This window comes from Serinicoccus chungangensis, from assembly GCF_006337125.1.
GTDB classification, from domain to species: Bacteria; Actinomycetota; Actinomycetes; order Actinomycetales; family Dermatophilaceae; genus Ornithinicoccus; species Ornithinicoccus chungangensis.
The window spans coordinates 2096266-2119482 of the sequence record NZ_CP040887.1 but is presented as its reverse complement, the minus strand read 5'-3'; the positions used below and the strand labels follow the sequence as shown (position 1 = coordinate 2119482).

21 protein-coding genes and 2 pseudogenes are annotated in these 23217 nt (G+C 74.7%); 17 read left to right on the top strand and 6 right to left on the bottom strand.

The window, feature by feature from the left end; genetic code table 11:
• The first annotated feature begins 3 nt into the window (after positions 1-3).
• The 7 genes from rsmD to mutM all read left to right on the top strand — a co-directional run bounded on the left by rsmD (position 4) and on the right by mutM (position 4270).
• Positions 4-573: a 16S rRNA (guanine(966)-N(2))-methyltransferase RsmD gene (gene rsmD, locus FHD63_RS09595; RefSeq protein WP_139721870.1), complete on the top strand. Its 570-nt coding sequence runs from the start codon at positions 4-6 to the stop codon at positions 571-573.
• Between the two features lie 25 nt (positions 574-598).
• A complete protein-coding gene (locus FHD63_RS16900; protein WP_139721869.1) occupies positions 599-1141 on the top strand; it encodes a hemerythrin domain-containing protein in 543 nt (180 codons plus the stop codon).
• A 40-nt stretch (positions 1142-1181) separates the two neighbouring features.
• Positions 1182-1664, top strand: a complete 483-nt coding sequence (gene coaD, locus FHD63_RS09585; RefSeq protein ID WP_139721868.1) for a pantetheine-phosphate adenylyltransferase — start codon at positions 1182-1184, stop codon at positions 1662-1664.
• A 116-nt stretch (positions 1665-1780) separates the two neighbouring features.
• Positions 1781-2383, top strand: a complete 603-nt coding sequence (locus tag FHD63_RS09580) for a YceD family protein (protein WP_139721867.1) — start codon at positions 1781-1783, stop codon at positions 2381-2383.
• Position 2384: 1 nt separating this feature from the next.
• Positions 2385-2579 (top strand): 50S ribosomal protein L32, encoded by a 195-nt coding sequence (rpmF, locus tag FHD63_RS09575; protein WP_058892500.1) that lies wholly within the window; start codon positions 2385-2387, stop codon positions 2577-2579.
• A 13-nt stretch (positions 2580-2592) separates the two neighbouring features.
• The gene (rnc, locus tag FHD63_RS09570; protein ID WP_139721866.1) at positions 2593-3345 is read left to right on the top strand and encodes a ribonuclease III; all 753 of its coding nucleotides are present in this window, start codon (positions 2593-2595) and stop codon (positions 3343-3345) included.
• Positions 3346-3352: 7 nt separating this feature from the next.
• The gene (mutM, locus tag FHD63_RS09565; protein WP_139721865.1) at positions 3353-4270 is read left to right on the top strand and encodes a bifunctional DNA-formamidopyrimidine glycosylase/DNA-(apurinic or apyrimidinic site) lyase; all 918 of its coding nucleotides are present in this window, start codon (positions 3353-3355) and stop codon (positions 4268-4270) included.
• A gap of 4 nt (positions 4271-4274) precedes the next feature.
• Here mutM and FHD63_RS09560 read toward each other — a convergent pair whose 3' ends face one another.
• Together FHD63_RS09560 and FHD63_RS09555 are read right to left on the bottom strand one after the other, a co-directional pair.
• Complete coding sequence (locus FHD63_RS09560) at positions 4275-4562, bottom strand: hypothetical protein (protein WP_139721864.1); 288 nt, start codon at positions 4560-4562, stop codon at positions 4275-4277.
• Between the two features lie 17 nt (positions 4563-4579).
• Positions 4580-5614 (bottom strand): Gfo/Idh/MocA family protein, encoded by a 1035-nt coding sequence (locus FHD63_RS09555; protein WP_139721863.1) that lies wholly within the window; start codon positions 5612-5614, stop codon positions 4580-4582.
• 23 nt (positions 5615-5637) lie between these two features.
• On the opposite strand from FHD63_RS09555, the gene FHD63_RS09550 reads away from it, so the two are divergent.
• From FHD63_RS09550 to ftsY, 5 genes and pseudogenes are all read left to right on the top strand, one after another.
• Complete coding sequence (locus FHD63_RS09550; protein WP_139721862.1) at positions 5638-5919, top strand: acylphosphatase; 282 nt, start codon at positions 5638-5640, stop codon at positions 5917-5919.
• Between the two features lie 108 nt (positions 5920-6027).
• Positions 6028-9689 (top strand): annotated as a pseudogene (smc, locus tag FHD63_RS17030) (chromosome segregation protein SMC).
• A complete protein-coding gene (locus FHD63_RS09540) occupies positions 9686-10192 on the top strand; it encodes a hypothetical protein (RefSeq protein ID WP_139721861.1) in 507 nt (168 codons plus the stop codon). The pseudogene smc and the gene FHD63_RS09540 overlap by 4 nt, the downstream one beginning before the upstream one ends.
• A 222-nt stretch (positions 10193-10414) precedes the next feature.
• Positions 10415-10870, top strand: a complete 456-nt coding sequence (locus tag FHD63_RS09535; RefSeq protein WP_139721860.1) for a hypothetical protein — start codon at positions 10415-10417, stop codon at positions 10868-10870.
• Between the two features lie 49 nt (positions 10871-10919).
• Entirely contained in the window at positions 10920-12104 is a 1185-nt protein-coding gene (gene ftsY, locus FHD63_RS09530) for a signal recognition particle-docking protein FtsY (protein WP_139721859.1), read from the top strand.
• 77 nt (positions 12105-12181) lie between these two features.
• Here the strand turns inward: ftsY and FHD63_RS09525 are convergent, their stop codons facing one another.
• Positions 12182-13123: an oxygenase MpaB family protein gene (locus FHD63_RS09525; RefSeq protein WP_139721858.1), complete on the bottom strand. Its 942-nt coding sequence runs from the start codon at positions 13121-13123 to the stop codon at positions 12182-12184.
• A 94-nt stretch (positions 13124-13217) separates the two neighbouring features.
• Between FHD63_RS09525 and ffh the strand changes: the two genes are divergently transcribed.
• The 3 genes and pseudogenes from ffh (at position 13218) to FHD63_RS09510 (ending at position 16625) form a co-directional block, all read left to right on the top strand.
• Entirely contained in the window at positions 13218-14849 is a 1632-nt protein-coding gene (ffh, locus tag FHD63_RS09520; RefSeq protein ID WP_139721857.1) for a signal recognition particle protein, read from the top strand.
• Positions 14850-15203: 354 nt separating this feature from the next.
• Positions 15204-15923, top strand: a pseudogene (locus FHD63_RS09515) (M4 family metallopeptidase); the annotation flags it as partial.
• Positions 15924-16043: 120 nt separating this feature from the next.
• Complete coding sequence (locus FHD63_RS09510; RefSeq protein ID WP_139721856.1) at positions 16044-16625, top strand: mismatch-specific DNA-glycosylase; 582 nt, start codon at positions 16044-16046, stop codon at positions 16623-16625.
• A gap of 10 nt (positions 16626-16635) precedes the next feature.
• Here the strand turns inward: FHD63_RS09510 and FHD63_RS09505 are convergent, their stop codons facing one another.
• Entirely contained in the window at positions 16636-17340 is a 705-nt protein-coding gene (locus FHD63_RS09505) for an N-acetyltransferase (RefSeq protein ID WP_139721855.1), read from the bottom strand.
• A 71-nt stretch (positions 17341-17411) separates the two neighbouring features.
• On the opposite strand from FHD63_RS09505, the gene FHD63_RS09500 reads away from it, so the two are divergent.
• Positions 17412-18494, top strand: a complete 1083-nt coding sequence (locus tag FHD63_RS09500; RefSeq protein WP_139721854.1) for an amidohydrolase family protein — start codon at positions 17412-17414, stop codon at positions 18492-18494.
• Between the two features lie 28 nt (positions 18495-18522).
• Here the strand turns inward: FHD63_RS09500 and FHD63_RS09495 are convergent, their stop codons facing one another.
• Positions 18523-20088, bottom strand: coding sequence for an aldolase/citrate lyase/malate synthase family protein (locus tag FHD63_RS09495; RefSeq protein ID WP_139721853.1), 1566 nt, complete (start codon positions 20086-20088; stop codon positions 18523-18525).
• 80 nt (positions 20089-20168) lie between these two features.
• Entirely contained in the window at positions 20169-21473 is a 1305-nt protein-coding gene (gene aceA, locus FHD63_RS09490) for an isocitrate lyase (protein ID WP_174964926.1), read from the bottom strand.
• A gap of 119 nt (positions 21474-21592) precedes the next feature.
• Between aceA and FHD63_RS09485 the strand changes: the two genes are divergently transcribed.
• Complete coding sequence (locus tag FHD63_RS09485; protein ID WP_139721852.1) at positions 21593-23134, top strand: helix-turn-helix domain-containing protein; 1542 nt, start codon at positions 21593-21595, stop codon at positions 23132-23134.
• Positions 23135-23217 lie beyond the last annotated feature (83 nt).

The window sequence follows — 23217 nt, the reverse complement described above, 5'->3', positions numbered from 1 at the left end:
CCGATGACCCGCATCATCGCCGGGACCGCCGGCGGTCGCAGCCTGCACACCCCGCGCGGGGCCCACACCCGCCCCACCACCGACCGGGTCCGCGAGGCGGTGTTCTCCCGGATCGAGTCGTTGCTCGACCTCGAGGGGTGCGCCGTGCTCGACCTCTTCGCCGGGTCCGGCGCGCTGGGGCTGGAGGCGGTGTCCCGGGGTGCGGGGCGGCTCCTGGCGGTGGAACGGCACCGGGCGACCGCGCGACTCGTCGAGCGCAACGCGGCCGACCTGGGGTTCGCCGACGTCGAGGTGCGGACGGCCCCGGTGGCCCAGGTGCTCTCGGCCGGGCCGGACGACGAGGCGTTCCACCTGGCGCTGCTGGACCCGCCCTACCCCCTGGAGGAGACCGAGCTCGCGGAGGTGCTCGCCGCTCTCGTCCCCTGGCTCGACCCGGACGGGCTGGTGGTCCTGGAGCGCAGCGCCCGCTCCCCGCAGCCGGCCTGGCCGCCCGGGCTGGTCCACCTCGACACCCGCCGCTACGGCGAGACCGCCGTGCACCTCGCCGAGCCGACCACCCCGGCGAGCGCGTGAGCCGGCGGTTTGCCAGGATCGGGGCATGACCTCCTACACCATCCCCCGACCGGTCTCCGGCGACGTCGTCGACCTCATCCTCGCCGACCACCGCCTCTTCGAGGAGCTCATGCGCGAGATGCGCGACAGCAGCTCCGACCGCGACTCCGCCCGCCAGGCCTTCGCCGCGGTGCTCGTCGCGCACGGCGAGGCCGAGGAGGAGAAGGTCTACCCCCGGCTGCGCCGCAAGGAGGCCATCGACGCCCACGAGGCCGAGCACGGCGAGGAGGAGCACGCCGAGATCAACCGCGCGCTGCTGCACCTGATGGAGTGCGTCGGCACCGACACCCAGAAGTTCGACGACGCGGTCGAGGCGATGAACGAGGTGCTCCAGCACCACCTCACCGAGGAGGAGCTGACCATCCTCAACCCGGCCCGCGACGAGGTGTCCGAGAAGGACCGCGCGGACCTGGGTGCCGCCTTCCTGGAGGTGCGGGGCCGCCACCTGGACCAGGGCGTCGGGATCGACCAGGTCCGCGCGCTGGTCGAGCAGGCCGAGCAGGACGGGCTGCTGGACGACGAGGACTGAGCCGCGCGGTGGGCGGACGCGGTGACAGTAGGCTCCCGGCATGACCACCCGCCGCTGCGTGTGCCCCGGATCCTTCGACCCGGTGACCCTCGGGCACGTCGACGTCGTCGTGCGGGCCGCCGCGCTGTTCGACGAGGTGCTGGTCGCGGTGATGCACAACCCCGCCAAGCAGGGCACCTTCCCGGTGCAGGAGCGGCTGGAGCTCGTCCGGCGCTCGTTGCCCGAGGAGGTGTCGCCGGTGGTGAGGGTGGAGGCGTATGCCGAGCGCCTGCTCGTCGACGTGTGCCAGGAGGTCGGCGCCCAGGCGGTGGTCAAGGGGCTGCGGGGCGGCACGGACTTCACCTACGAGCTGCCGATGGCCCTGATGAACCGCCACCTCACCGGGGTGGAGACCGTCTTCCTGCCCGGTGACCCCGCGCTGGAGCACGTCTCCAGCTCCCTGGTCAAGGAGGTCCACCGGCTCGGCGGCGACGTGTCCGCGCTGGTCCCCGCGCCGGTGCTGCAGGCGCTGCGGCAGATTTGAGCCCAGGCCGCCCGCTCCGGTAGTCTGAGCAGTCGGTTTGTGTCCTTCCTGCCTCCGCGCCACGGATCAGGGCCGAACCCCGATCAGCAGGTCAGACACACGTGAGGGACTTCAGCATGGCTGCCCAGCAGACGGAACGCGACTGGGTGTTCGACACCCGGGAGCTGGTCCGCCGGCCCGGCACGATGCGGGAGGTCACGCGTGCGGTGACCACGACGGAGCCCCTGGGCACCGACGTCATCGCGATCCCCGCCGGCACGCCGGTCCAGGTGGATCTGCGGTTGGAGTCGGTGGTCGAGGGCATCCTGGCGACGGGGTCGGCCCAGGCCAGAGCGGTCGGGGAGTGCGTGCGCTGCCTGGACGAGATCGTCGAGCACCTCGACGTCCCCTTCCAGGAGCTGTACGCCTACCCGGACCGGGCGGCGCACCACCAGCAGGTGGCGGGTCGACCCGGGAGCGAGAAGGACGCGAGCACCGACGAGGACGAGCAGCGGACTCTCGACGGCGACCTGATGGACCTCGAAGAGGTCGTCCGGGACGCCGTGGTGACCTCCCTGCCCTTCCAACCGGTGTGCCGGGACGACTGTCCGGGACTGTGCTCCGAGTGCGGGGCACGCCTGGCCGACGACCCGGAGCACGAGCACGACGTGATCGACCCCCGGTGGTCGGCGCTGGCCGCGATGGCCAGCCCGGCCGACGACGACGAGAAGAGGACCTGACGTGGCCGTTCCCAAGCGGAAGATGTCCCGTTCCAACACCCGGCACCGCCGCTCGCAGTGGAAGGCCGCCCCGATCGCGCTGACCACCTGCCCGCAGTGCCAGGCCGTGGCGACCCCGCACCAGGCGTGCCCGTCCTGCGGCTCCTACGGCGGACGGCACTACGCCGCCGCCGAGCGCACCGAGCACCAGGGCTGACCCGGACCGCGGTATGCGCCCCGTCGCCGAGCTCAACGACTACCTCGCCGAGGTCGTCGGTGAGCGGTGCGACGAGGCGCTGCTGCTGCGTGCCCTGACGCACCGGTCGTTCTCCTACGAGCACGACGGGCAGCCGCACAACGAGCGGCTGGAGTTCCTCGGTGACTCCGTGCTGGGGGTCGTGGTCACCGACACGCTCTACCGCACGCACCCGGACCTGTCCGAGGGCCAGCTCGCCAAGCTGCGCGCCGCGGTCGTCAACTCGCGCGCCCTCGCCGAGGTCGCGCGGACCATCGACCTCGGCCAGTTCGTGCTGCTCGGCAAGGGGGAGGAGGGCACCGGGGGCCGGGACAAGGACTCCATCCTCGCGGACACGACCGAGGCCGTCATCGGCTGCCTCTACGTCTCCCTCGGGCTGGCCCGGGCGGACACCTTCATCCACCACGTGCTCGACCCGGTCATGGCGCGCAGCGCCGAGCTGGGCGCGGGACTGGACTGGAAGACCAGCCTGCAGGAGGTCGCCTCGGCCGCCGAGCTCGGGCCGCCGGAGTACGTCCTGGACGCCGAGGGGCCGGACCACGACAAGACCTTCACAGCCCGCGCGGTCGTCGGCGGCGAGGTCGTCGGCACCGGGGTCGGCCGGTCCAAGAAGCTCGCCGAGCAGCAGGCCGCCGAGCGGGGGTGGCGGCTGCTCACCGACCGGGCCGCCGAGGTGGTCGCCACGGGGCCCAGCGTGGACCCGGCCCTCGACCTCCGGACGGACTGAGGACCCCGTGCCCGAGCTGCCCGAGGTCGAGGTGGTCCGTCGAGGGCTCGCCGAGCACGTCGTCGGCCGCCGGATCACCACCGCCCACCTCCTCGGCCAGCGGGTCGCCCGGCGGCACGAGGGCGGGCCGGAGGACCTCGCGGCGCGGGTGCGGCAGGCCCAGGTCCTCGTGGCCGACCGTCGGGGCAAGTACCTCTGGCTGGTCCTGGACCCCCCCGACGACGACCCGCACGCCCTGGTGATGCACCTCGGCATGAGCGGGCAGCTGCTCGTCGAGCCCGCCGACGCGCCGCGGGAGCGGCACCTGCACGCCACCCTCGACTTCGACGACGACGGCCCCCAGCTGCGCTTCGTCGACCAGCGCACCTTCGGCGGCCTGGCCCTGACCCCCCTGCTGCCCGACGCCCACCGTCGCCCGGCCGGGCACCCCGGGACCGGCGACGGGCACGGGCACGGCATACCGCAGCCGGTCGCCCACATCGCCCCCGACCCGCTCGAGGAGGCCTTCGACCGACCGACGGTCATCCGCACGATGAAGTCCAAGAACGTCGCGGTGAAGAGGCTGCTGCTGGACCAGGGCGTCGTCAGCGGGATCGGCAACATCTACGCCGACGAGGCGCTCTGGCGGGCCGGGGTGCACGGCCGGCGCCCCGCCTCGGCGCTCACCCGGCCGGCCCTCGGCCGCCTGCTCGACCACGCCGCGGAGGTCATGCGCGAGGCGCTGGCCCAGGGCGGCACCAGCTTCGACGCGCTCTACGTCAACGTCAACGGCGCCAGCGGCTACTTCGACCGCTCGCTGGACGCCTACGGCCAGACCGGCCGGCCGTGCGCGCGCTGCGGCACCGCCATCCGGCGCGAGGAGTTCATGAACCGCAGCTCGCACTTCTGCCCGCGGTGCCAGACCGTCCCCCGGGTCCGCGTCTGAGACCTCACCGGTCCGGAGGCGGGTCCTCCGGGTCCGGCGGCGGGGGAGGCGGCGGGCCCTCGGTTCCCTCCCCGGGCCGCCGGCCCTCGACCTCCTCGCGGGCGAGGTTCTGCCGTCGGGTCCGCTCCTTGCCGGCGTCGGCGAAGACCCGCAGGCCGCGCACGACGAGGTCGGCCGCGTGCACCGGCGTCCAGCGGCGCAGGGGCAGCCGCTCGTGCCGGGGCGTCGCGGTCTGGCCGAGCACGGCCAGGATCACGCACCCGACGAGGAGGAAGAGGAGCAGCTGGGTCATCGCGGTGCCATCCTGCCTCAGGTGTGCAGCGGGTCGCCTTCCTGGGGGTAGCGCACCCCCAGCTCGCGACGGGCGCTCTCCAGGATCGTCATGATCGCCACCGTGTCGGCGTGGGGGGCCAGCGGCGACTCCAGCAGCCCCTCCCGCAGGCAGCGGTGCACCTCCTCGACCTGGTGCTCGTAGCCCCGGCGGTCACCACCGACGGTCTCCTCGTCCTCGCCCCGGCGCAGCGTGAAGGAGGTGGGGTCGTTGACGGGGCCGTGCAGGGTGATCGACCCCTCCGTGCCCCGCAGGATCGTCTCGGTGGTGCCGTGCGACCGGGAGTCCGTCATGACCTGGGCGACGGCGCCCTCGGCCGTCATCCACTGCAGGGCCACCAGGGCGTCGGCGCCCGTGGGGACCTTCGAGCCCAGGACGTGCAGGTGGGTCGGGTGCCCGACGAGCAGGTGCGCCAGGGTCACGGGGTAGATGCCCAGGTCCATGAGGGCGCCCCCGCCGTTGGCGAGGTCGAAGAGGCGGTGGGTCTCGTCGTAGTCGAACGGCACGGGGAACGCGGCGTGGAAGCTGCGGACGTCACCGACCGCCCCCGAGCGCACCCGGTCCCGCACGTCGAGCACGATCGGCTGGAAGCGGGTCCACATGGCCTCCACCGCCAGCACCCCCGCCCCCCGCGCGGCCTCGAAGACCTCCTCGGTGTCGGCGACGGTGAGCGTGGTCGGCTTCTCGACGAGCACGTGCTTGCCCGCGGCGATGCAGGCCAGGGCCTGCTCGTGGTGGAAGGGGTGGGTGGAGGAGATGTAGACGACGTCCACCCCCGGGTCCTGCAGGAGCTCGTCGTAGCCGCCGTAGGAGCGCTCGATGCCGAACTCCTGCGCGAAGGCCTGGGCCCGCCCCCCGTCGCGCGCGGCGACCGCGACCACCTCACCGCCGTCCACCGCGGCGATCGCCCCGGCCAGCGTCCGGGCGATCCCTCCTGCCGCGAGCAGGCCCCACCGGACCGGACGGTCCGCGAGGGGCTCGTAGGCGGGGCTGGTGGCGGGTGGCTGCTCCATGCCCCCACCGTAGTCTCGGAGGTATGGAGCGCGCGCTGATCTTCGTCCGCGGTCGGGTCCAGGGTGTCGGCTTCCGGTGGTGGACCCGCTCCCGGGCGCTCGAGCTGGGGCTCGTCGGCCACGCCCTGAACCTCCCGGACGGCCGGGTGGAGGTCAACGCCCAGGGCGAGCGGGCGGCGGTCGACACCCTCGTCGAGCTGCTGCGCGAGGACCCCTCGACCCGCAGCCGTCCGGGCCGGGTCGACGGGGTGGTGGTGCAGCGCCACGCGGCGCGCGAGGGGACGACGGGGTTCGTCGAGCGCTGACCCGCCCGCGGGCCGGGCGGACGGCCGCGCGGCGGCGCGGCGGCGGCATACCCGGCAGGTATGTTGGCGGACGAGCCGTCCCGGGAGCCGAGAGCGAAGAGCAGGTCCATGTACGTCAAGAGCCTCACCCTCAAGGGCTTCAAGTCGTTCGCCTCGGCGACGACGATGAGGCTGGAGCCGGGCATCACGTGCATCGTCGGCCCCAACGGGTCGGGCAAGTCCAACGTCGTCGACGCCCTCGCCTGGGTCATGGGCGAGCAGGGAGCCAAGAGCCTGCGCGGCGGCAAGATGGAGGACGTCATCTTCGCCGGGACCTCGGGGCGCCAGCCCCTGGGTCGGGCCGAGGTGTCGCTCACCATCGACAACACCGACGGGGCGCTGCCCATCGACTACACCGAGGTGACCATCACCCGGACGATGTTCCGCACCGGCGGCTCCGAGTACGCCATCAACGGCACCGGCTGCCGGCTCCTGGACGTGCAGGAGCTGCTCTCCGACTCGGGCATCGGCCGGGAGATGCACGTCATCGTCGGGCAGGGCCAGCTCGACCAGGTCCTGCGGGCGACCCCCGAGGAGCGGCGCGGCTTCATCGAGGAGGCCGCCGGGGTGCTCAAGCACCGCAAGCGCAAGGAGCGCGCGCTGCGCAAGCTGGAGACGATGGAGGGCAACCTCACCCGGCTCGCCGACCTCACCTCGGAGATCCGGCGCCAGCTGGGGCCGCTGGGCCGGCAGGCCGAGACCGCGCGGCGGGCGGCGACCATCCAGGCCGAGGTCCGGGACGCCCGGCTGCGGATCCTCGCCGACGACCTCGTGCAGCTGACCAGCGCGCTCGAGCAGGAGATGGCCGACGAGCGGGCGCTGGTCGAGCGGCGCACCGCGGTGCAGGAGGCGGCGCGCGCCGCCGACGCGCAGGTCGCCGGGCTCGAGCAGGAGCGGGCGGCCGCCGCGCCCGCGCTGACCGAGGTCCAGGACCGGTGGTACGCCCTGTCCTCCCTGCTGGAGCGGGTGCGTGCCCTGGGCGACCTCGCGGCCGAGCGGGTCCGGCTCCTGGGGGCGGAGGAGGAGGACCTGGCCGCCGAGGAGAGCGGGCGCTCGGGCGGGGGCGCGACCCCGAGGAGCTGCGCGCCCAGGCCGCCCGGGTGCGGCAGGAGGAGGCCGACCTGCAGGCGAGGGTCGCCGAGCTCGCGCAGGCGCTCGCCGACGCCGAGACCGCCCGCGCCGCCGCCGAGGAGGCGCACGCCCAGGAGCAGGCGCGGCTGCAGCGGCTGGCCCGTGCGGCGGCCGACCGGCGCGAGGGTCTGGCCCGGCTCGCCGGGCAGGTCGCGGCCCGGCGCTCGCGCGTCGAGGCGGGCGAGGGGGAGATCACCCGGCTGCAGCAGGTGGCGGTGGCGGTCGTCGAGCGGGCCGAGAAGGCCGAGCGGGACTTCGCCGCCCTGGAGGGCACGGTCCTCGACGTCGAGCAGGGCGAGGAGGGGCTGGACGAGCGCTACGAGCAGGCCGAGGAGCGCCGGGGCGCGGCCGAGGCGGAGGTCGAGCAGCTCACCGAGGAGGTCCGGGAGGCCCAGGCCGAGCAGGCCCGCTCCCAGGCCCGGGTCGAGGCCCTGTCGATGAGCCTGCGGCGCACCGACGGGGCCAGCGCGCTCCTGGCGACGGACGACGTGCCGGGGGTGCGGGGCACCGTGACCGAGCAGCTCCAGGTGGAGGCCGGCCGCGAGGGCGCCGTGGCGGCCGCCCTGGGGTGGGCCGGGGAGGCCCTGGTGGTCGACGGTCTCGAGCCGGCCCGCCAGGCGCTGCGGTGGCTGCGCGAGGAGGACCAGGGGCAGGCCGGCCTGCTCGTGCCCGAGCTCGTCGCGGCGGACGGCGACGACCGCTCGGGGTGGCCCGACCTGCCGGGGTATGCCGTGTGGGCCGCCGACACCGTCAGCGCCAGGGGCGGCGACGAGGCCCTGCTGCGGGCCGTCACCGGGCTGCTCGCGCGGATCGCCCTGGTGCAGGACGCGGACGACGCCGCCCTGCTCGTGCGGGCCCTGCCCGGGATCACGGTGGTCACCGCGGACGGCGACGTCTACGGTCCCGGCTGGCTCCGGGGCGGCTCCTCCGCGGCGCCCAGCCTGCTGGAGCTCACCTCGGCGCTCGAGGAGGCCCGGTCCGGGGTGGCCGAAGCGGTGGCGCGCGCGGAGCGGGCGACCTTCGCGCTGGGCTCGGCCCGCGAGGACCTGGAGTCGGCCCGGCGGGACGTGGACGAGGCGCTGGACGCGCTGCACGACTCCGACGCCCGGATGACGGCCGTCGCCGAGCAGCTCTCCCAGCTCGGGCAGACCATGCGCACCGCGCGGGCCGAGCACGAGCGGGCCACCACCGCGATCGGGACCGCCGAGGCCTCCCTCGAGACCACCCGACAGGAGCTCGCCGAGCTCGAGCAGCGGCTGGCGGACGCCGAGGAGCTCGCCACCCAGGAGGGCACCGACGACCCGGACACCACGCAGCGCGAGCACCTGGCCGAGGCGGCCGCGCGGGCGCGCAGCGCCGAGACCGAGGCCCGGCTGGCGCTGCGCACCCAGGAGGAGCGCGCCACCGCGCTCGCCGGTCGCGCCGACAGCCTCGAGTCCGCGGCGGCCGGCGAGCTGGCCGCGCGGCGCCGCCGCGCCGAGCGCCGCGAGCGCCGCGCCCGGGAGAGGGCGACGGCGCAGGCGGTCGGGGTGGGTGCGGCATACCTGCTGGAGCGCAGCGAGGAGGTGCTCGCGGCCGCGACCCGCGAGCGCGAGCAGGGTCGCGCCGAGCAGGCCGAGCGCGACCAGGCCCTGGCCGCCGCCCGGCAGCGCGCGCGGGAGCTGGCCGACGACCTCCGGGACCTCACCGACTCGGTGCACGCCGACGAGATCGCCCGGGCGGAGCAGCGCCTGCGCATCGAGGCGCTCCAGGCGCGCGCCGTCGAGGAGCTGGGGGTGTCGCCGGAGACGCTGGTGGAGGAGTACGGCCCGCACCTGCCGGTGCCGCACATCCCCGGGCCGGACGACCCGGCCCCCGACGACGCGGACGCCGCGCAGCCCGAGCCGCAGCCCTTCGTCCGCGAGGTCCAGGACAAGCGGCTGCGCCGCGCCGAGCGCCAGCTCGCCCAGCTCGGCAAGGTCAACCCCCTGGCCCTGGAGGAGTTCGCGGCGCTGGAGGAGCGGCATACCTTCCTGACCGAGCAGGTGGAGGACCTGCGGCGCTCCAAGGAGGACCTGCTGGAGATCGTCCGCTCGGTGGACGAGCGGGTGGAGCGGGTCTTCACCGAGGCCTTCCACGACACGGCCGCGCAGTTCGAGCGGGTCTTCTCCCGGCTCTTCCCCGGCGGGGAGGGGCGCATCACCCTCACCGACCCCGACCACATGCTCACCACCGGCATCGAGGTGGAGGCCCGGCCACCGGGCAAGAAGATCAAGCGGCTCTCGCTGCTGTCCGGCGGGGAGCGCTCGCTCACCGCCGTCGCGCTCCTCGTGGCCATCTTCAAGGCCCGCCCCAGCCCGTTCTACATCATGGACGAGGTCGAGGCGGCGCTGGACGACACCAACCTCGGGCGGCTCATCACGCTCTTCGAGGAGCTGCGCGACTCCAGCCAGCTCATCGTCATCACCCACCAGAAGCGGACGATGGAGATCGCCGACGCGCTCTACGGCGTCTCGATGCGCGGGGACGGCGTGACCACCGTGGTCAGCCAGCGGATCAAGGACGTCGCCGCCGACGGGGTCGAGCCCCCCACCCGTGCTCCCGAGCCGGCGCCGGCGTGACCGTCGTCTTCGGCGGGGCCGAGTTCCCCGCGTACGTCATCGACAACGAGACCCTGCGCGAGGAGCTGCTCGACGAGGACGAGACGCGCGAGTGGGTCGAGGAGACCCCGCAGGACCCGCACGCGGTGGCCCTGCTGCGGATGCTGGGCGAGCTGGACGCGGCGCTCGCCGCGGGCCAGGACCGCCTGCTCGAGCGGGAGCCCGGGACCCCTGCGTGGGCTGTGGCGGCGGTGCGCCTGGCCCACGTGCACCACTGGCGCGAGGAGTTCGTCGACGCGCACGAGCTGCTGGACGCCGCCGAGGAGGTGCTGGTCGACGACGAGCCCCGGACGGCACTGGTCCACCAGCACCGCGCCAAGCTGCTCTTCGACGAGGGCAGGTATGCCGAGGCGCACGCGGCCGCCGTCCGCGCCCTGCGGCTGCGGGAGCGCGCGGGGGACGCCGGGCTGGTCGCCTCCACCCGGCAGACGCTGGGCCGCATCGGGCGCGAGCTCCCGGGCTGAGCGGCCCTCCGCGCGTCCGGTGCGGCCTTTCCACGCGTCCGGTGCGGCCCCTCCACGCGTCCGGTGCGGTCTCTCCGCGCGTCCGGTGCGGCCTTTCCACGCGTCCGGTGCGGCCCCTCCACGCGTCCGGTGCTGTGAGTCGGCTCACGATCGGCGCGACACGCGCGGGACACGCCGTGGTCGTGTTCGGTCCCGCGCCGTCCGGCGCGGCACACTGGCTCCATGCTTGCACTCGTCCTGGCCATGCTCCTGTGTGTCGCCCTGGGCGCGGGGGTCGTGGGCTACGTCATGATCGGGGCCCGTCGCGAGGGCCGCGGCCAGTTCTGGACCCCTGAGGGCGAGGAGCTCATCGCGGGTGCCCGCCGACGCGGTGAGCAGGTGCGCAGCCGGGGGGAGCAGCTCGGCCGGTCCGCGGCCGAGCGCACCCAGTCCATCCGCCAGCAGCGCCGCCCGGCGCAGGCCGAGACCGCCGAGGCGCCGGCCACGAGCGCACCCGCGGCGAGCGCACCTGCGGCGGGGGCAGGCTCCGCCGGTCGCGGTTCCGGCCCCGCCGGCGCGGCGGACCAGGGCGCGGCCGGCTCCCGGGCCGAGACCCCGGTCGCCCCGGGGTCCGAGGCGACCCGCGAGCGGGACGACGCCGAGGACGGCCGGGCCGAGCAGTACCGCGCCGCCAGCTGAGCCGACGCTCTCGTCCCGGGCCGGGCCCGGCCTCTGAGACACTGTGCCCGTGGGACCGATCAATGAGCTCTGGGAGATTCTGACCCTCGTCACCGTCGTGGTGCTCGGGGGTCTCGCGCTGCTGGTCGCGCTGGTGCGCGGTCGTGGTGGGGACACCGCGACCCTGGACGGCGACGGACGACCGGAGGCAGACGCCCCCGAGGGGGACGTGCTCGTCGAGGAGCGGCCCGCCCCCGGGGAGGTCGACAACCGCGGCGGCGGTGTCGCCGTCGAGGAGCCCGAGGCGCCGACCCCCACCCTCGAGCGGCCCGACTCCGCGCGCGGCCGGCTGCAGCGGCTCCGGGCCCGGCTGGCCCGGTCCAACACCGCCATCGGCCAGGCGCTGCTCTCGCTGCTGTCCCGCGGCGGGCTGGACGAGCAGGCGTGGGAGGACGTCGAGGACACCCTGCTGGCCTCGGACCTCGGCGTGGAGGCCACCCAGGAGCTCGTCGACTCGCTGCGCACCCGGGTGAAGGTCGAGGGGACCAGCGACCCCCAGCAGGTGCGGCAGTGGCTCCACGACGACCTGCTGCGGCTGGTGGACCCGACGCTGGACCGGCGGATCGCGGCCAGCCGCACCGGCGAGCACCCGGCGGTCATCCTCGTGGTGGGTGTCAACGGCACCGGCAAGACGACGACCGTGGGCAAGCTCGGCCGCGTGCTGGTGGCCGAGGACAAGGACGTGCTCTTCGGCGCCGCCGACACCTTCCGCGCCGCCGCCGCCGACCAGCTGCAGACCTGGGGAGAGCGGGTGGGCGTGCCCACCGTGCGCTCGCACACCGAGGGGGCCGACCCCGCGTCCGTGGCCTTCGACGCGGTCAGGAGCGGGGTCGAGGCCGAGGTCGACGTCGTGCTCGTCGACACCGCGGGGCGCCTGCACACCAAGCGTGGCCTCATGGACGAGCTGGGCAAGATCAAGCGGGTCGTGGAGAAGGTCGCCCCGGTGGGCGAGGTGCTGCTCGTCCTCGACGCGACGACCGGGCAGAACGGCATGCGGCAGGCCGAGGAGTTCGCCAAGGAGGTCGCCATCACGGGCATCGTGCTGACCAAGCTGGACGGCACCGCCAAGGGCGGCATCGTCGTCAACGTGCAGCGCAAGCTCGGGGTCCCCGTCAAGCTCATCGGTCTCGGTGAGGGCCCGGACGACCTGGCGCCGTTCGACGCGGAGGCCTTCGTCGGCGCCATCGTCGGCTGACCGGCCGACCGTCGGCCACTCGTGGCCAGCACCTGTCCCGGTGCCGTGCTGCATCACGGCACCGGACCACGTTCACGCTAGGAGTCGTGCAGCGGGCCGGTCCGGTCCACCACCGCCGAGCTGGTGGGCGCGTTGCGCGGGTCCCGCGGGTCGGACAGCGCCCAGCCGACGGCGGCGGTGCCCAGCCGGCCGAGCGGGTCCAGCAGGGCCAGGGCGGCCGGCTCGAGCGGGCGCGCGGGTCCCGGCAGGTGCAGGTCGAGCAGGTCCCGGGCATACCCGGGCAGCAGGGTGACCGCGCCCGCGGCCAGCAGCCAGAAGCCCGGCCGGGCCGCCCGGGGCAGCGGGGGCTCGGCGAGCAGGAAGCGGGCCACGTCGCGTGCCCCCTCGCTCGCCTCCAGCTCGGGGCGGTATGCCGTCAGCGCCTTCCCGAGCTCCTCGACCGTCCGGGGTGGGTCGAGGACGCCGAGCTGCCCGGCGGCCCACGAGGTCTGCGCCACGTAGGTGTCGGCCTCGGCCGCCGTGAGGGGCGTCCGGGCGTAGTGCTGGTGGGCGCGCAGGAAGCTGTCGATCTCCGCGACGTGCACCCAGCGCAGCAGGTGGCTGTCGGTGGCGGCGTAGGGACGACCGTCGTCGGCGGTGCCGACGACGGTCCGGTGCACCCGGTTGACCCGGTCGAGCACCCGGCGCGCCGAGTCCACCGGGCCGTAGGTCGTCATCGCGATGAACTCGCTGGTGCGCTGCAGACGGCCCCACGGGTCCCCGCGGTAGCCGGAGTGCTGCCCGACGCCCGCCATGGCCAGCGGGTGCAGCGACTGCAGGAGCAGCGCGCGGATGCCACCGGCATACATCCCCGCGTGCCCGTGCACCCGGCAGATCGGGTCGTGCGGGGCGTGGCGCCGGGGTCCGGGCGCGAGCCAGACGGCCTCGGCCCGGCGGGCGGCGTCGGGCCCGGCGACCCGCTCCCGCAGCGCCAACGACAGCCGCCGCCGCGCGGCGGCGGCGAGGTCGGACGGGGGCACGGCTCCAGTATGCGGACGCCCCGGCCCGGCCGCGCGGTGGCCGTCGGTGGACGGGCGACGCCGAGGAGGCGGACCGGCACGTATCCTTGGGCGGGTGTTCACCAGCCTCTCCGACCGCCTGACGCAGACCTTCCGCAACCTCAAGCGCAAGGGCACCGTCACCGAGTCCGACCTCAACTCCACCGTCCGCGACATCCGGATGGCGCTGCTGGACGCGGACGTCGCGCTGCCGGTGGTCAAGGAGTTCACCGGGCGGATCCGGGAGCGCGGGCTCGGCGCGGAGGTGCACCAGGCGCTCAACCCGGCCCAGCAGATCGTCAAGATCGTCAACGAGGAGCTCGTCGCGATCCTGGGTGGCCAGACCCGCCGCCTCAACCTGGCCAAGAACCCGCCGACGGTCATCATGCTGGCCGGCCTCCAGGGATCGGGCAAGACGACCTTCGCGGGCAAGCTGGGCAAGTGGCTGGCCGACCAGGGACACACCCCGCTGCTCGTCGCCGCCGACCTGCAGCGACCCAACGCCGTCACCCAGCTCGAGGTGGTCGGCCAGCGCGCCGGCGTCCCGGTCTTCGCGCCCGAGCGCGGCAACATCTTCGGCCACGACGCCGCGCTGGACTCGGGGGAGGGGACGCGCTCCTTCGGGGACCCGGTCGACGTGGCGGTGGACGGCGTCGAGGAGGCGCGACGCCGGAACCACGACGTGGTCATCATCGACACGGCGGGCCGGCTCGCGGTCGACGTCGACCTCATGAGGCAGGCCCACGACATCCGGCTGGAGACCCGGGCCGACGAGGTGCTCTTCGTCATCGACGCGATGATCGGGCAGGCGGCCGTGGAGACGGCCAAGGCCTTCGCCGACGGCGTCGGGATCACCGGCTCGGTGCTCTCCAAGCTGGACGGCGACGCGCGCGGTGGTGCGGCGCTGTCCGTGGCCACCGTGACCGGCCAGCCGATCCTCTTCGCCTCCACCGGTGAGGGCGTCAAGGACATCGAGCTCTTCCACCCCGACCGGATGGCCTCGCGCATCCTCGACATGGGTGACGTCCTGACCCTCATCGAGCAGGCCGAGCAGGCCTTCGACCAGGCGCAGGCGCGGGAGATGACCCGCAAGTTCCTCTCCGACGAGGACTTCACCTTCGACGACTTCCTCGACCAGATGTCGGCGATCAAGCGCATGGGCTCGCTCAAGCAGATGCTGGGCATGATGCCGGGGATGCAGGGCATGAAGGCGCAGCTGGACTCCCTCGACGAGCGCGAGTTCGACCGGGTCGAGGCCATGGTCCGGTCGATGACGCCGCTGGAGCGCGGGCACCCGAAGATCATCAACGGCTCGCGGCGGGCCCGGATCGCCCGGGGCTCGGGCGTGACCGTCGGCGAGGTCAACCAGCTCATCGAGCGTTTCGGCGAGGCCCAGAAGATGATGCGCCAGCTCAAGAAGGGCGGCGGCATGCCCGGTATGCCGGGGATGCCCGGCATGGGTGGTGCCGGTGGCGCCCGGAAGGCCAAGGCCCCGCAGCGCAAGAAGGGCAAGTCGGGCAACCCGGCCAAGCGGGCGCAGCAGGAGCGCGAGGCCGTGGCCAAGGAGCAGGCGGCCCGGGAGAAATCCTTCGAGAGTGCCTTCGGCGGCGGGGCGGCCGGTGGGGACGACGCCCCCTCCGGGCAGGACCTGTCCGGTCTGAAGCTGCCCCCGGGCTTCGAGAAGTACCTGCAGGACGGCAAGGACTGAGCCCTCCCGGAGCCGTCGGGTCTGTCGGCCGCGCGTGGCACAGTGAGGCCATGACGGGGACACGCTGCACGATCATCCCGGGCTACCTGCTCACCCGGATCGCCCGGGCCGAGCCCGACCTCGCGCCGGCGATGGAGCTCACGCTGCGGGACAGCGCGGACACCCGCGCTCGGCGCGAGATCGAGGCCACGCGGTGGCCCGGCGGTCACGCCCCGCTGCAGGGCGGCATCCTGCCGGCGACCATGCCCGGTCAGGTCGCCCGCGCCCACCGTCCGTCACGAGGGCGAGCGCGCCGCGGTCCCGGAGGGGGCGACCCCGCGGCGCCGCGTCCACGACGCCGACGGCGGCACCGCGCTGCCCGGGCGGCTGGTCCGCGCCGAGGGCGATCCGCAGACCGACGACCCCGCGGTCACCGAGGCCTACGACGGGCTCGGGTCCACCTGGGAGCTCCTGGCCCGCACCTACGGCCGCGACTCCTTGGACGACCGGGGGATGCTGCTGGCGGCCACCGTCCACTACGGCCAGAGCTACGCCAACGCGTTCTGGGACGGCCGGCAGATGGTCTTCGGCGACGGGGACGGCGTCTACTTCACCGGGTTCACCCGGAGCCTGGACGTCATCGCCCACGAGCTGTCCCACGGCCTCGTGCAGTACACCGCCGGCCTGACCTACGTCGGGCAGCCCGGTGCCCTCAACGAGTCCGTCTGCGACGTCTTCGGTGCGCTGGTGAGCCAGCAGGTGCGCGGCCAGGACGCGCAGGAGGCGGACTGGCTCATCGGTGCCGCCCTGCTCACCGACCGGGTGCAGGGCCGCGCGCTGCGCTCGATGGCCGACCCGGGCACGGCCTACGACGACCCGGTGCTGGGGCGGGACCCGCAGCCGGCCCACCTCGACGACTTCGTCGACCTGCCGCACGACGCCGACAACGACAACGGCGGGGTGCACATCAACTCGGGCATCCCCAACAAGGCCTTCCACCTCTTCGCGACCCGGCTCGGCGGCCGGGCGTGGGAACGCGCCGGCCAGGTCTGGTACGACACCGTCGCGACCCGCGGGCGCATCCCCCGCGACGTCGACTTCGCCGGGTTCGCGGCGGCCACCGTGCTGTCGGCCCGGGAGCGGTACGCCGACCGGCCCGAGGTCGTCGACACCCCTCCGCGAGGCATGGGCCGAGGTCGGTCTCGAGGTGGGCTGATGGCGGCTCGCTTCACCCGTGCCGAGCTCGAGTCGTTCCGGGACGCCGAGGTGCCGGACCTGCTGCCCGGCGCCGGTGGGCCGCCGCTGCGGTTGCTCTTCGTCGGCATCAACCCGGGTCTGTGGACGGCGGCGACGCAGACGCACTTCGCCCACCCGGGCAACCGGTTCTACCCGGCACTGGCGCGGGCGGGGGTCATCGAGCGTGCGGTCGACCCGGCCGCGGGCATGAGCGCGCAGGACCGCGACCACCTGCTGCAGCGGGGGATCGGCGTCACCAACCTCGCGCGGCGTGCCACCGCCCGCGCCGACGAGCTCACCGTCGAGGAGCTGCGCGAGGGCGGGCGGCGGCTCGTGCGGACGGTGCGCCGGACCGGGCCCGCGGTGGTCGCCGTGGCCGGGATCACGGCCTACCGGAGCGCGTTCGGCGTGCGGGGGGCCAAGCAGGGTCGCCAGCCCGAGGACCTCGAGGGTGCCCAGCTCTGGGTGGTGCCCAACCCCAGCGGGCTCAACGCCCACGAGACCGTCGACTCCCTGGCCCGTGCCTACGCCGCGCCCGCCCGCGCGGCCGGCGTGCTGTGAGGCCGCGCGGTCACCGCCCGAGGTCGGCCCCGTGCTCGCGCCGCGGCTTCCACAGCTGCTCGCTGGCCACCGGGACGAAGCCGCGCCTGAGGAAGAAGCGCAGCGAGCGCGCGTTGCCGGGCGTCACCGACGCCAGCACCACCTCGCCGCGGGGCAACCGGCCGAGCACGCCCTCCAGGAGGGTGGCGGCATACCCGTCCTCGGCCTGGATGCCGACCTCCGGCAGCCCGCCGATACCGCGCGAGAGGGTGGCCAGCGAGGTGACGCCCGGGTCGGGCAGACCGTAGACGTCGACCTCGGTGCGCCACTCGCCGGCGTGGGCCGCCCGGTCGGTCTCGGCGAGGTCGGCCCGTGCCACGAGGGGTCCGCCGGCCCCGGTCCCGTGACCGACGAGCAGCGCGTCCAGCACCCCGACCGGTCCGGCGCCGGCCAGCGCCAGGGTCGTGCGCGGCTCGTGGGCCCCGCCGAAGCCGTGCACGCCGAGCCCGGCCAGCTGGCCGTCGCTGACGTCGTCCCCGACGACCATCACCGCGTGACCGGTGAAGGCGACAGCCCCCTCGACCCCGTCCTTCCACGGCGCCGCCCGCGAGAAGCCCCCGTCCGGGGCGGGGAACCGGCCCGCCGCGGCGTCGCGCAGCATCGTCCCCAGGTCGACGCGCGGCACGCGCAGGGGTGCTCGGACAGGCCCGGTGGTGGGGGAGGGGTCGGTGGACACGAGGGGGGAGTCTACGGACCGGGGCGGCGGATACGGTGGTGGCGGCATACCTGCGACGAAGGAGACGCCACGTGAGCGCACCGGTGCTGCACATCGAGGGACAGGTCCTCGTGGGACCCGAGGAGGTGCTCGGGGAGGTCTGGGTGGTCGACGGCCGGGTGAGTCTCACCGCGCCGGCCGGCCGGGAGGTCCGGCGGATCCGGGGGTATGCCCTGCCCGGCCTGGTGGACGCCCACTGCCACGTGGGGCTCGAGGCGCAGGGGGCGGTGGACGACGCCCGCGCCGAGGAGCACGCGCTGGCCGAGCGCGAGGCGGGCGCCCTGCTGCTGCGCGACGCCGGCAGCCCGGCGGACACCCGGTGGGTGCAGGACCGGGAGGACCTCCCGCGGCTCATCCGCGCCGGTCGGCACATCGCCCGGACGCGGCGCTACATCCGCAACTTCGCCTGGGAGATCGAGCCCGAGGACCTCGTCGCCCACGTGCGGCAGGAGGCGCGGGCCGGGGACGGCTGGGTCAAGCTCGTGGGGGACTGGATCGACCGGGAGACCGGCGACCTCAACACCTGCTGGCCGGTGGACGTGCTCACCGAGGCCATCGCCGCCGCGCACGAGGAGGGGGCCCGGGTGACGGCCCACTGCTTCGCCGAGCAGTCCCTCGTGGACTTCGCGGCCGCCGGCACCGACTGCATCGAGCACGCGACCGGACTGGTCGACGACACCATCGACACCTTCGCAGCCCAGGGCATCGCGATCGTGCCGACCCTGGTCAACATCGACAACTTCCCCGGCTTCGCCGACGCCGGACGCGGCAAGTTCCCCACCTACGCCGACCACATGATGGACCTCTACGCCCGTCGGCACGAGACGGTCGCCAAGGCGCACGAGGCCGGCATACCGGTCTACGTCGGCACCGACGCCGGCGGTCAGCTGCCGCACGGGCTGGTGGCCCGGGAGGTCGAGGCGCTGACCAGGGCCGGTATGACGTCGCTGGAGGCGGTCGGGGCCGCCACCTGGGCGGCGCGCGACTGGCTGGGGCGTCCCGGCATCGCCGAGGGCGAGTCGGCCGACCTCGTGGTCTACGCCGAGGACCCGCGCGAGGACGTGCGGGTCCTCGCGCACCCCGCGCACGTCGTCCTGCGGGGGCGCGCCTACTGAGGCGGCGCGAGCCACGCCCGGGCCACGCTCAGGCGACGTCGGTCTCCTGGACGGCCTCGTCCACCGACAGCAGGACCTCGTAGGCCCGCTGGGAGAGGAAGGCCGGCGGCTCGGTCGCGACGACGGCGTCGCGCAGCAGCGTGACCGCGTGCCCGAGCAGGTCCTCGCGCGCGCCCCGGCGGCGCAGGAGGGCCACCTCGTCCTCGAGCATGCGGTCGAGGAGCAGCTCGGACATGGTCGGCCCCTCCGCCAGGCGCTGGCCGTGGCTCAGCCACTGCCACAGCTGCATGCGGTTGAGCTCGACGGTGCCGAAGTCCTCGATGTGCCCGGCGATGACGGCCGTGCCCTCCCCGGCGAGCCACCCGGTGAGGTAGCTGAGCGAGGAGCGCAGCGCGGTCCGCACCCCGGTGAGCGTCGAGGCCCCGGGGATGGAGCTCACGTCGCGCAGGGCGACCGGGTCGAGGGTGGCGGCCGCTGCCGGGTCGGCCTCCTCCCAGGCACCCTCCTCACGCAGGCGGTCCCGCTCCTCGAAGGGCGCCCGGGCCACCGGGACCATGCCGGGGTGCACGACCCAGGCCCCGTCGAAACCCTGCTTGGCCTCCCGCGCCTTGTCCCGGTGCACCCGGGCGTGGGTCATCGCGACCGACTCGTCGAACGGGCCGCTGGGCGCGAGGGCGATCGGCCCGCCGATGGCCTGCACCCCCCGCCGGTGGCACACCCCGACGATGAGCGAGGTGTAGCTGCGCAGGAAGCGGGTGTTCATGGTGAACGCGTCCCGGTCGGGCAGGAGGTGGTCCGGACGGGTCCCGTAGGTCCGCAGGTAGGAGAAGATGTAGTCCCACCGGCCCGCGGCCAGGCCCGTGAGCCGCCGACGCAGCGCGTGGACGATCTCCTCCAGCTCGTAGGTCGCCTGCACCGTCTCCACGAGCACGCTGACCCGGGTGCACCCCTGAGGCAGCCCGAGCAGGGACTCGGCCCGGGTGAGCAGGTCGTCCCACCAGGCGGCCTCCGCCGCGGTCTCCAGCTTGGGCAGGTAGAGGTAGGGCGCGGTGCCGCCGGACAGCAGCGTGCGGCCGCAGCGGGCGAGGAAGGTGAAGGTGTCGACCGTCGAGGCGCCGGCGGCCTCGCCGTCCACCTGCAGGTGCGCCTCGGGCAGGTGCAGACCGCGCGGACGCACCATGAGGGTGGGCACGCCGGGCTGCGCGTCCCCGGTGCGGGTGGCGGCGACGTCCTCGATGGCCCGGTGGGCCGCGACGAGCCGCGCCGACGTCGGCACGAGCATGTCCTCGAGGTCGGCCACCCACACGTCGGCGCGGGAGGCCATCGCCGCGGTCGCGTGCTCGGGGGAGGCCGGGGTGGCCAGCTCGACGAGCCGGTGGGTCAGGTCCGGCGGCGGCGGTGCGACCCGCCAGGAGCCGTCCTCGCGCACGTCGGCGGTCTCGGGCGACGGGGCGAGCTCGGCGCCGGCCCGCACCGCCCTGGACCTCTCCTTGCGGGCCCGCAGCAGCTCGGCACGTGCGGGTGCGGTGTCCGCCACGAGCCGGCGCAGCAGGCCGGCCGTGGTCTCCTCCAGCAGGGTCGCCGGGTAGTCCATCTCGTCCTCGTCTCGTCGGAGGGGCCCGGGACGCCCGACGACCGCGGTGGGCGGTCGTCGGGCACCGGGGCCGGCATCGATCAGTGGAACTGCTCGGACTCGGTGGAGCCCGAGAGGGCCGTCGTCGACGACTCGGGGTTGACCGCGGTGCTCACCGCGTCAAAGTACCCGGTGCCGACCTCGGCCTGGTGCCGCACCGCGGTGTAGCCGGACGCCGCGGACGCGAACTCCGCCTCCTGCAGCTCGACGTAGGCGCTCATGCCGCTGCGGGCATACCCCTGGGCCAGGGTGAACATCGAGTGGTTGAGGGCGTGGAAGCCGGCCAGGGTGATGAACTGGAAGGCGTAGCCCAGGTCGCCCAGCTCGTCCTGGAAGGCGGCGATCTCGGTGTCCGAGAGGGCGGCCCGCCAGTTGAACGACGGGCTGCAGTTGTAGGCCAGCTTCTGGTCGGGGAAGTCCCGGTGCAGCTCCTGGGCGAACTCGCGGGCGAGCCCCAGGTCAGGGGTGCCGGTCTCGACCCAGATGAGGTCGGCGTAGGGGGCGTAGGCCTTGGCGCGGGCCAGGACCGGCTCGATCCCGTTGCGGACCCGGAAGAAGCCCTCCGACGTGCGCTCCCCGGTGGTGAACTCCTGGTCGATCTCGTCGACGTCGCTGGTCAGCAGGTCCGCGGCCAGCGCGTCGGTGCGGGCGATGACGACCGAGGGGACGCCGAGCACGTCCGCGGCGAGGCGGGCCGAGCTCAGGGTGCGGACGTGCTGGCCGGTCGGGACGAGCACCTTGCCGCCCAGGTGGCCGCACTTCTTCTCCGAGGCGAGCTGGTCCTCCCAGTGCACGCCGGCGGCACCGGCCGCGATCATCGACTTCATCAGCTCGAAGACGTTCAGCGGGCCGCCGAAGCCCGCCTCCGCGTCGGCCACGATCGGCACGAGGTAGTCGGTGCTGGTGTCGCCGTCCATCCAGGCGATCTGGTCGGCGCGCTGCAGGGCGTTGTTGATGCGGCGCACGACGGCGGGCACCGAGTTGGCCGGGTAGAGGCTCTGGTCGGGGTAGGTCTGGCCGGCGAGGTTGGCGTCCGCGGCGACCTGCCAGCCGGAGAGGTAGATCGCCTCGAGCCCGCCCTTGACCATCTGCACGGCCTGGTTGCCCGTCAGGGCGCCCAGGGCGCGGGTGAAGGGACGGGTCTCCAGCGCCTCCCAGAGCCGCTGCGCGCCGCGGCGGGCCAGGGTGTGCTCCTCGACGACCGAGCCGCGCAGCCGCACCACGTCCTGGGCGGTGTAGCGGCGCTCGACACCGGCCCAGCGGGGGTTGCCGCGCCAGTCCTGCTCGATCTCCAGCGCCTGGGCGGCGGCCGGGGTGGTGTCGGTGGGCTGGGTGGTGATGGTCATCGTCGACCCCTCTCCTCGTGTGGCGACTGCGGGTGGTGTCACCACTGTCGCGGTGGCCGGCGACCCACGGGTGGGCACAGCCGCGTCAAGAACAGCGAATTTTTCGCTATCGTGGTGGTATGCCGTCCTCCACCGGTCGCGTCCTGCCGTTCCGTCCCTCGCAGCGCCTGGACGGCACCGAGCCGGGGGCAGCAGGAGCTGCCGACCCGGTCTCCGTCGGGCGCCGTGTCCGGCACGCCCGACGGGCGGCCGGGCTGACCCTGGCGGCGGTGGCCGAGCGGGCCGGGCTGTCGGCCTCGGCGCTCTCGCTCATCGAGAACGGCCGCCGCGAGGCCCGCCCGTCGACGCTGGAGCGGGTGGCCGGCGCCCTGGGGGCCGACCTGACCGCCCTGCTCTCGGGCGGGCCCCCGAGCCGGCGTGCCGCGCTGGAGGTGCGGTGGGAGCGGGCGCAGCGGGCCGAGGGCTTCCAGACGCTGGGCATCCCGGCCGTGCGCGTGGGGCCCGGCCTGCCCGACGACGCGCTGGAGGCGCTCGTGGGGCTCTACGAGAGCGTCGTGGGGCTGCAGCAGCAGCGGGCCGCCACGCCGGAGTTCGCCCGGCTGGCCAACGCCGAGCTGCGGGCCCGGATGCGCGCGGCCGGCAACTACTTCGCGGACATCGAGGCCGCCGCCGCACGCCTCGTGGAGCAGGCGGGGCATACCGGCGGGCCGGTCTCGCGGGAGGTCGTCGAGCGGGTCGCCCGGCACGTGGGGTTCGAGATCGTCACCGTGCCCGACGTCCCCGCGTCGACCCGGACCGTGAGCGACCTCGCCCACCGCCGGATCTACCTGCCCGCCGGGGGCGGGCACGACCCCCGCGCTGCCGCCCTGCAGGCGCTGGGGCACGTCGTCCTCGAGCACGAGCCGCCCCGTGACTACGCCGAGTTCCTCGCCCAGCGGGTCGAGATCAACTACTTCGCCGCCGCCGCGCTGGTCCCGGAGAGCACCGCGGTCCCGCTGCTGCGACGGGCCCGGGCCGACCGGGACATCGCCGTGGAGGACCTGCGGGACACCTACGCCGTGTCCTACGAGACCGCGGCCCACCGGTTCTGCAACCTCGCCACCGAGCACCTCGACCTGCAGGTCCACTTCATGCGTACCAGCGCGGACGGGGTGATCTACAAGGCCTACGAGAACGACGGGGTGCGCTTCCCCATGGACGCCTCGGGGGCCATCGAGGGGGCCCGGGTCTGTCGTTCGTGGACCGCGCGGGTCGTCTTCGACCGGCCGCTCGGCGAGGTCTACCACCAGTACACCGACACCGGCCGGGGGACGTACTGGTGCACGGCCGTCGCCGAGCCCACCCCGGCCGGCGTCTTCTCGGTGAGCGTCGGCGTGCCCTTCGAGCAGGTCCGGTGGATGCGCGGACGGGACACGCGGGAGCGCCGGCTGTCCCGGTGCCCGGACCCGCGCTGCTGCACCCGGCCGCCGCCCGACCTCGCGCGGGAGTGGGAGGGGCTGGTGTGGCCCAGCGCGCGGGCGCACTCCCACCTCCTCGCGGTCATGCCGCCCGGGGTCTTCCCCGGGGTGGACGACACCGAGGTGCTGCGCTTCGTGGCGCAGCACGCCCCTGCCTCGCCGGAGGTGGCGGAGCAGGGACCGGCGGGGGATGTGGCACAATGAGGGTGAACCCATCGGCGGTCGGCCCTCTCACCGTGCCCTGATGAGTCCATCGCAGTCCGGGTGCCGTGCGTGTTCTTCCCCTC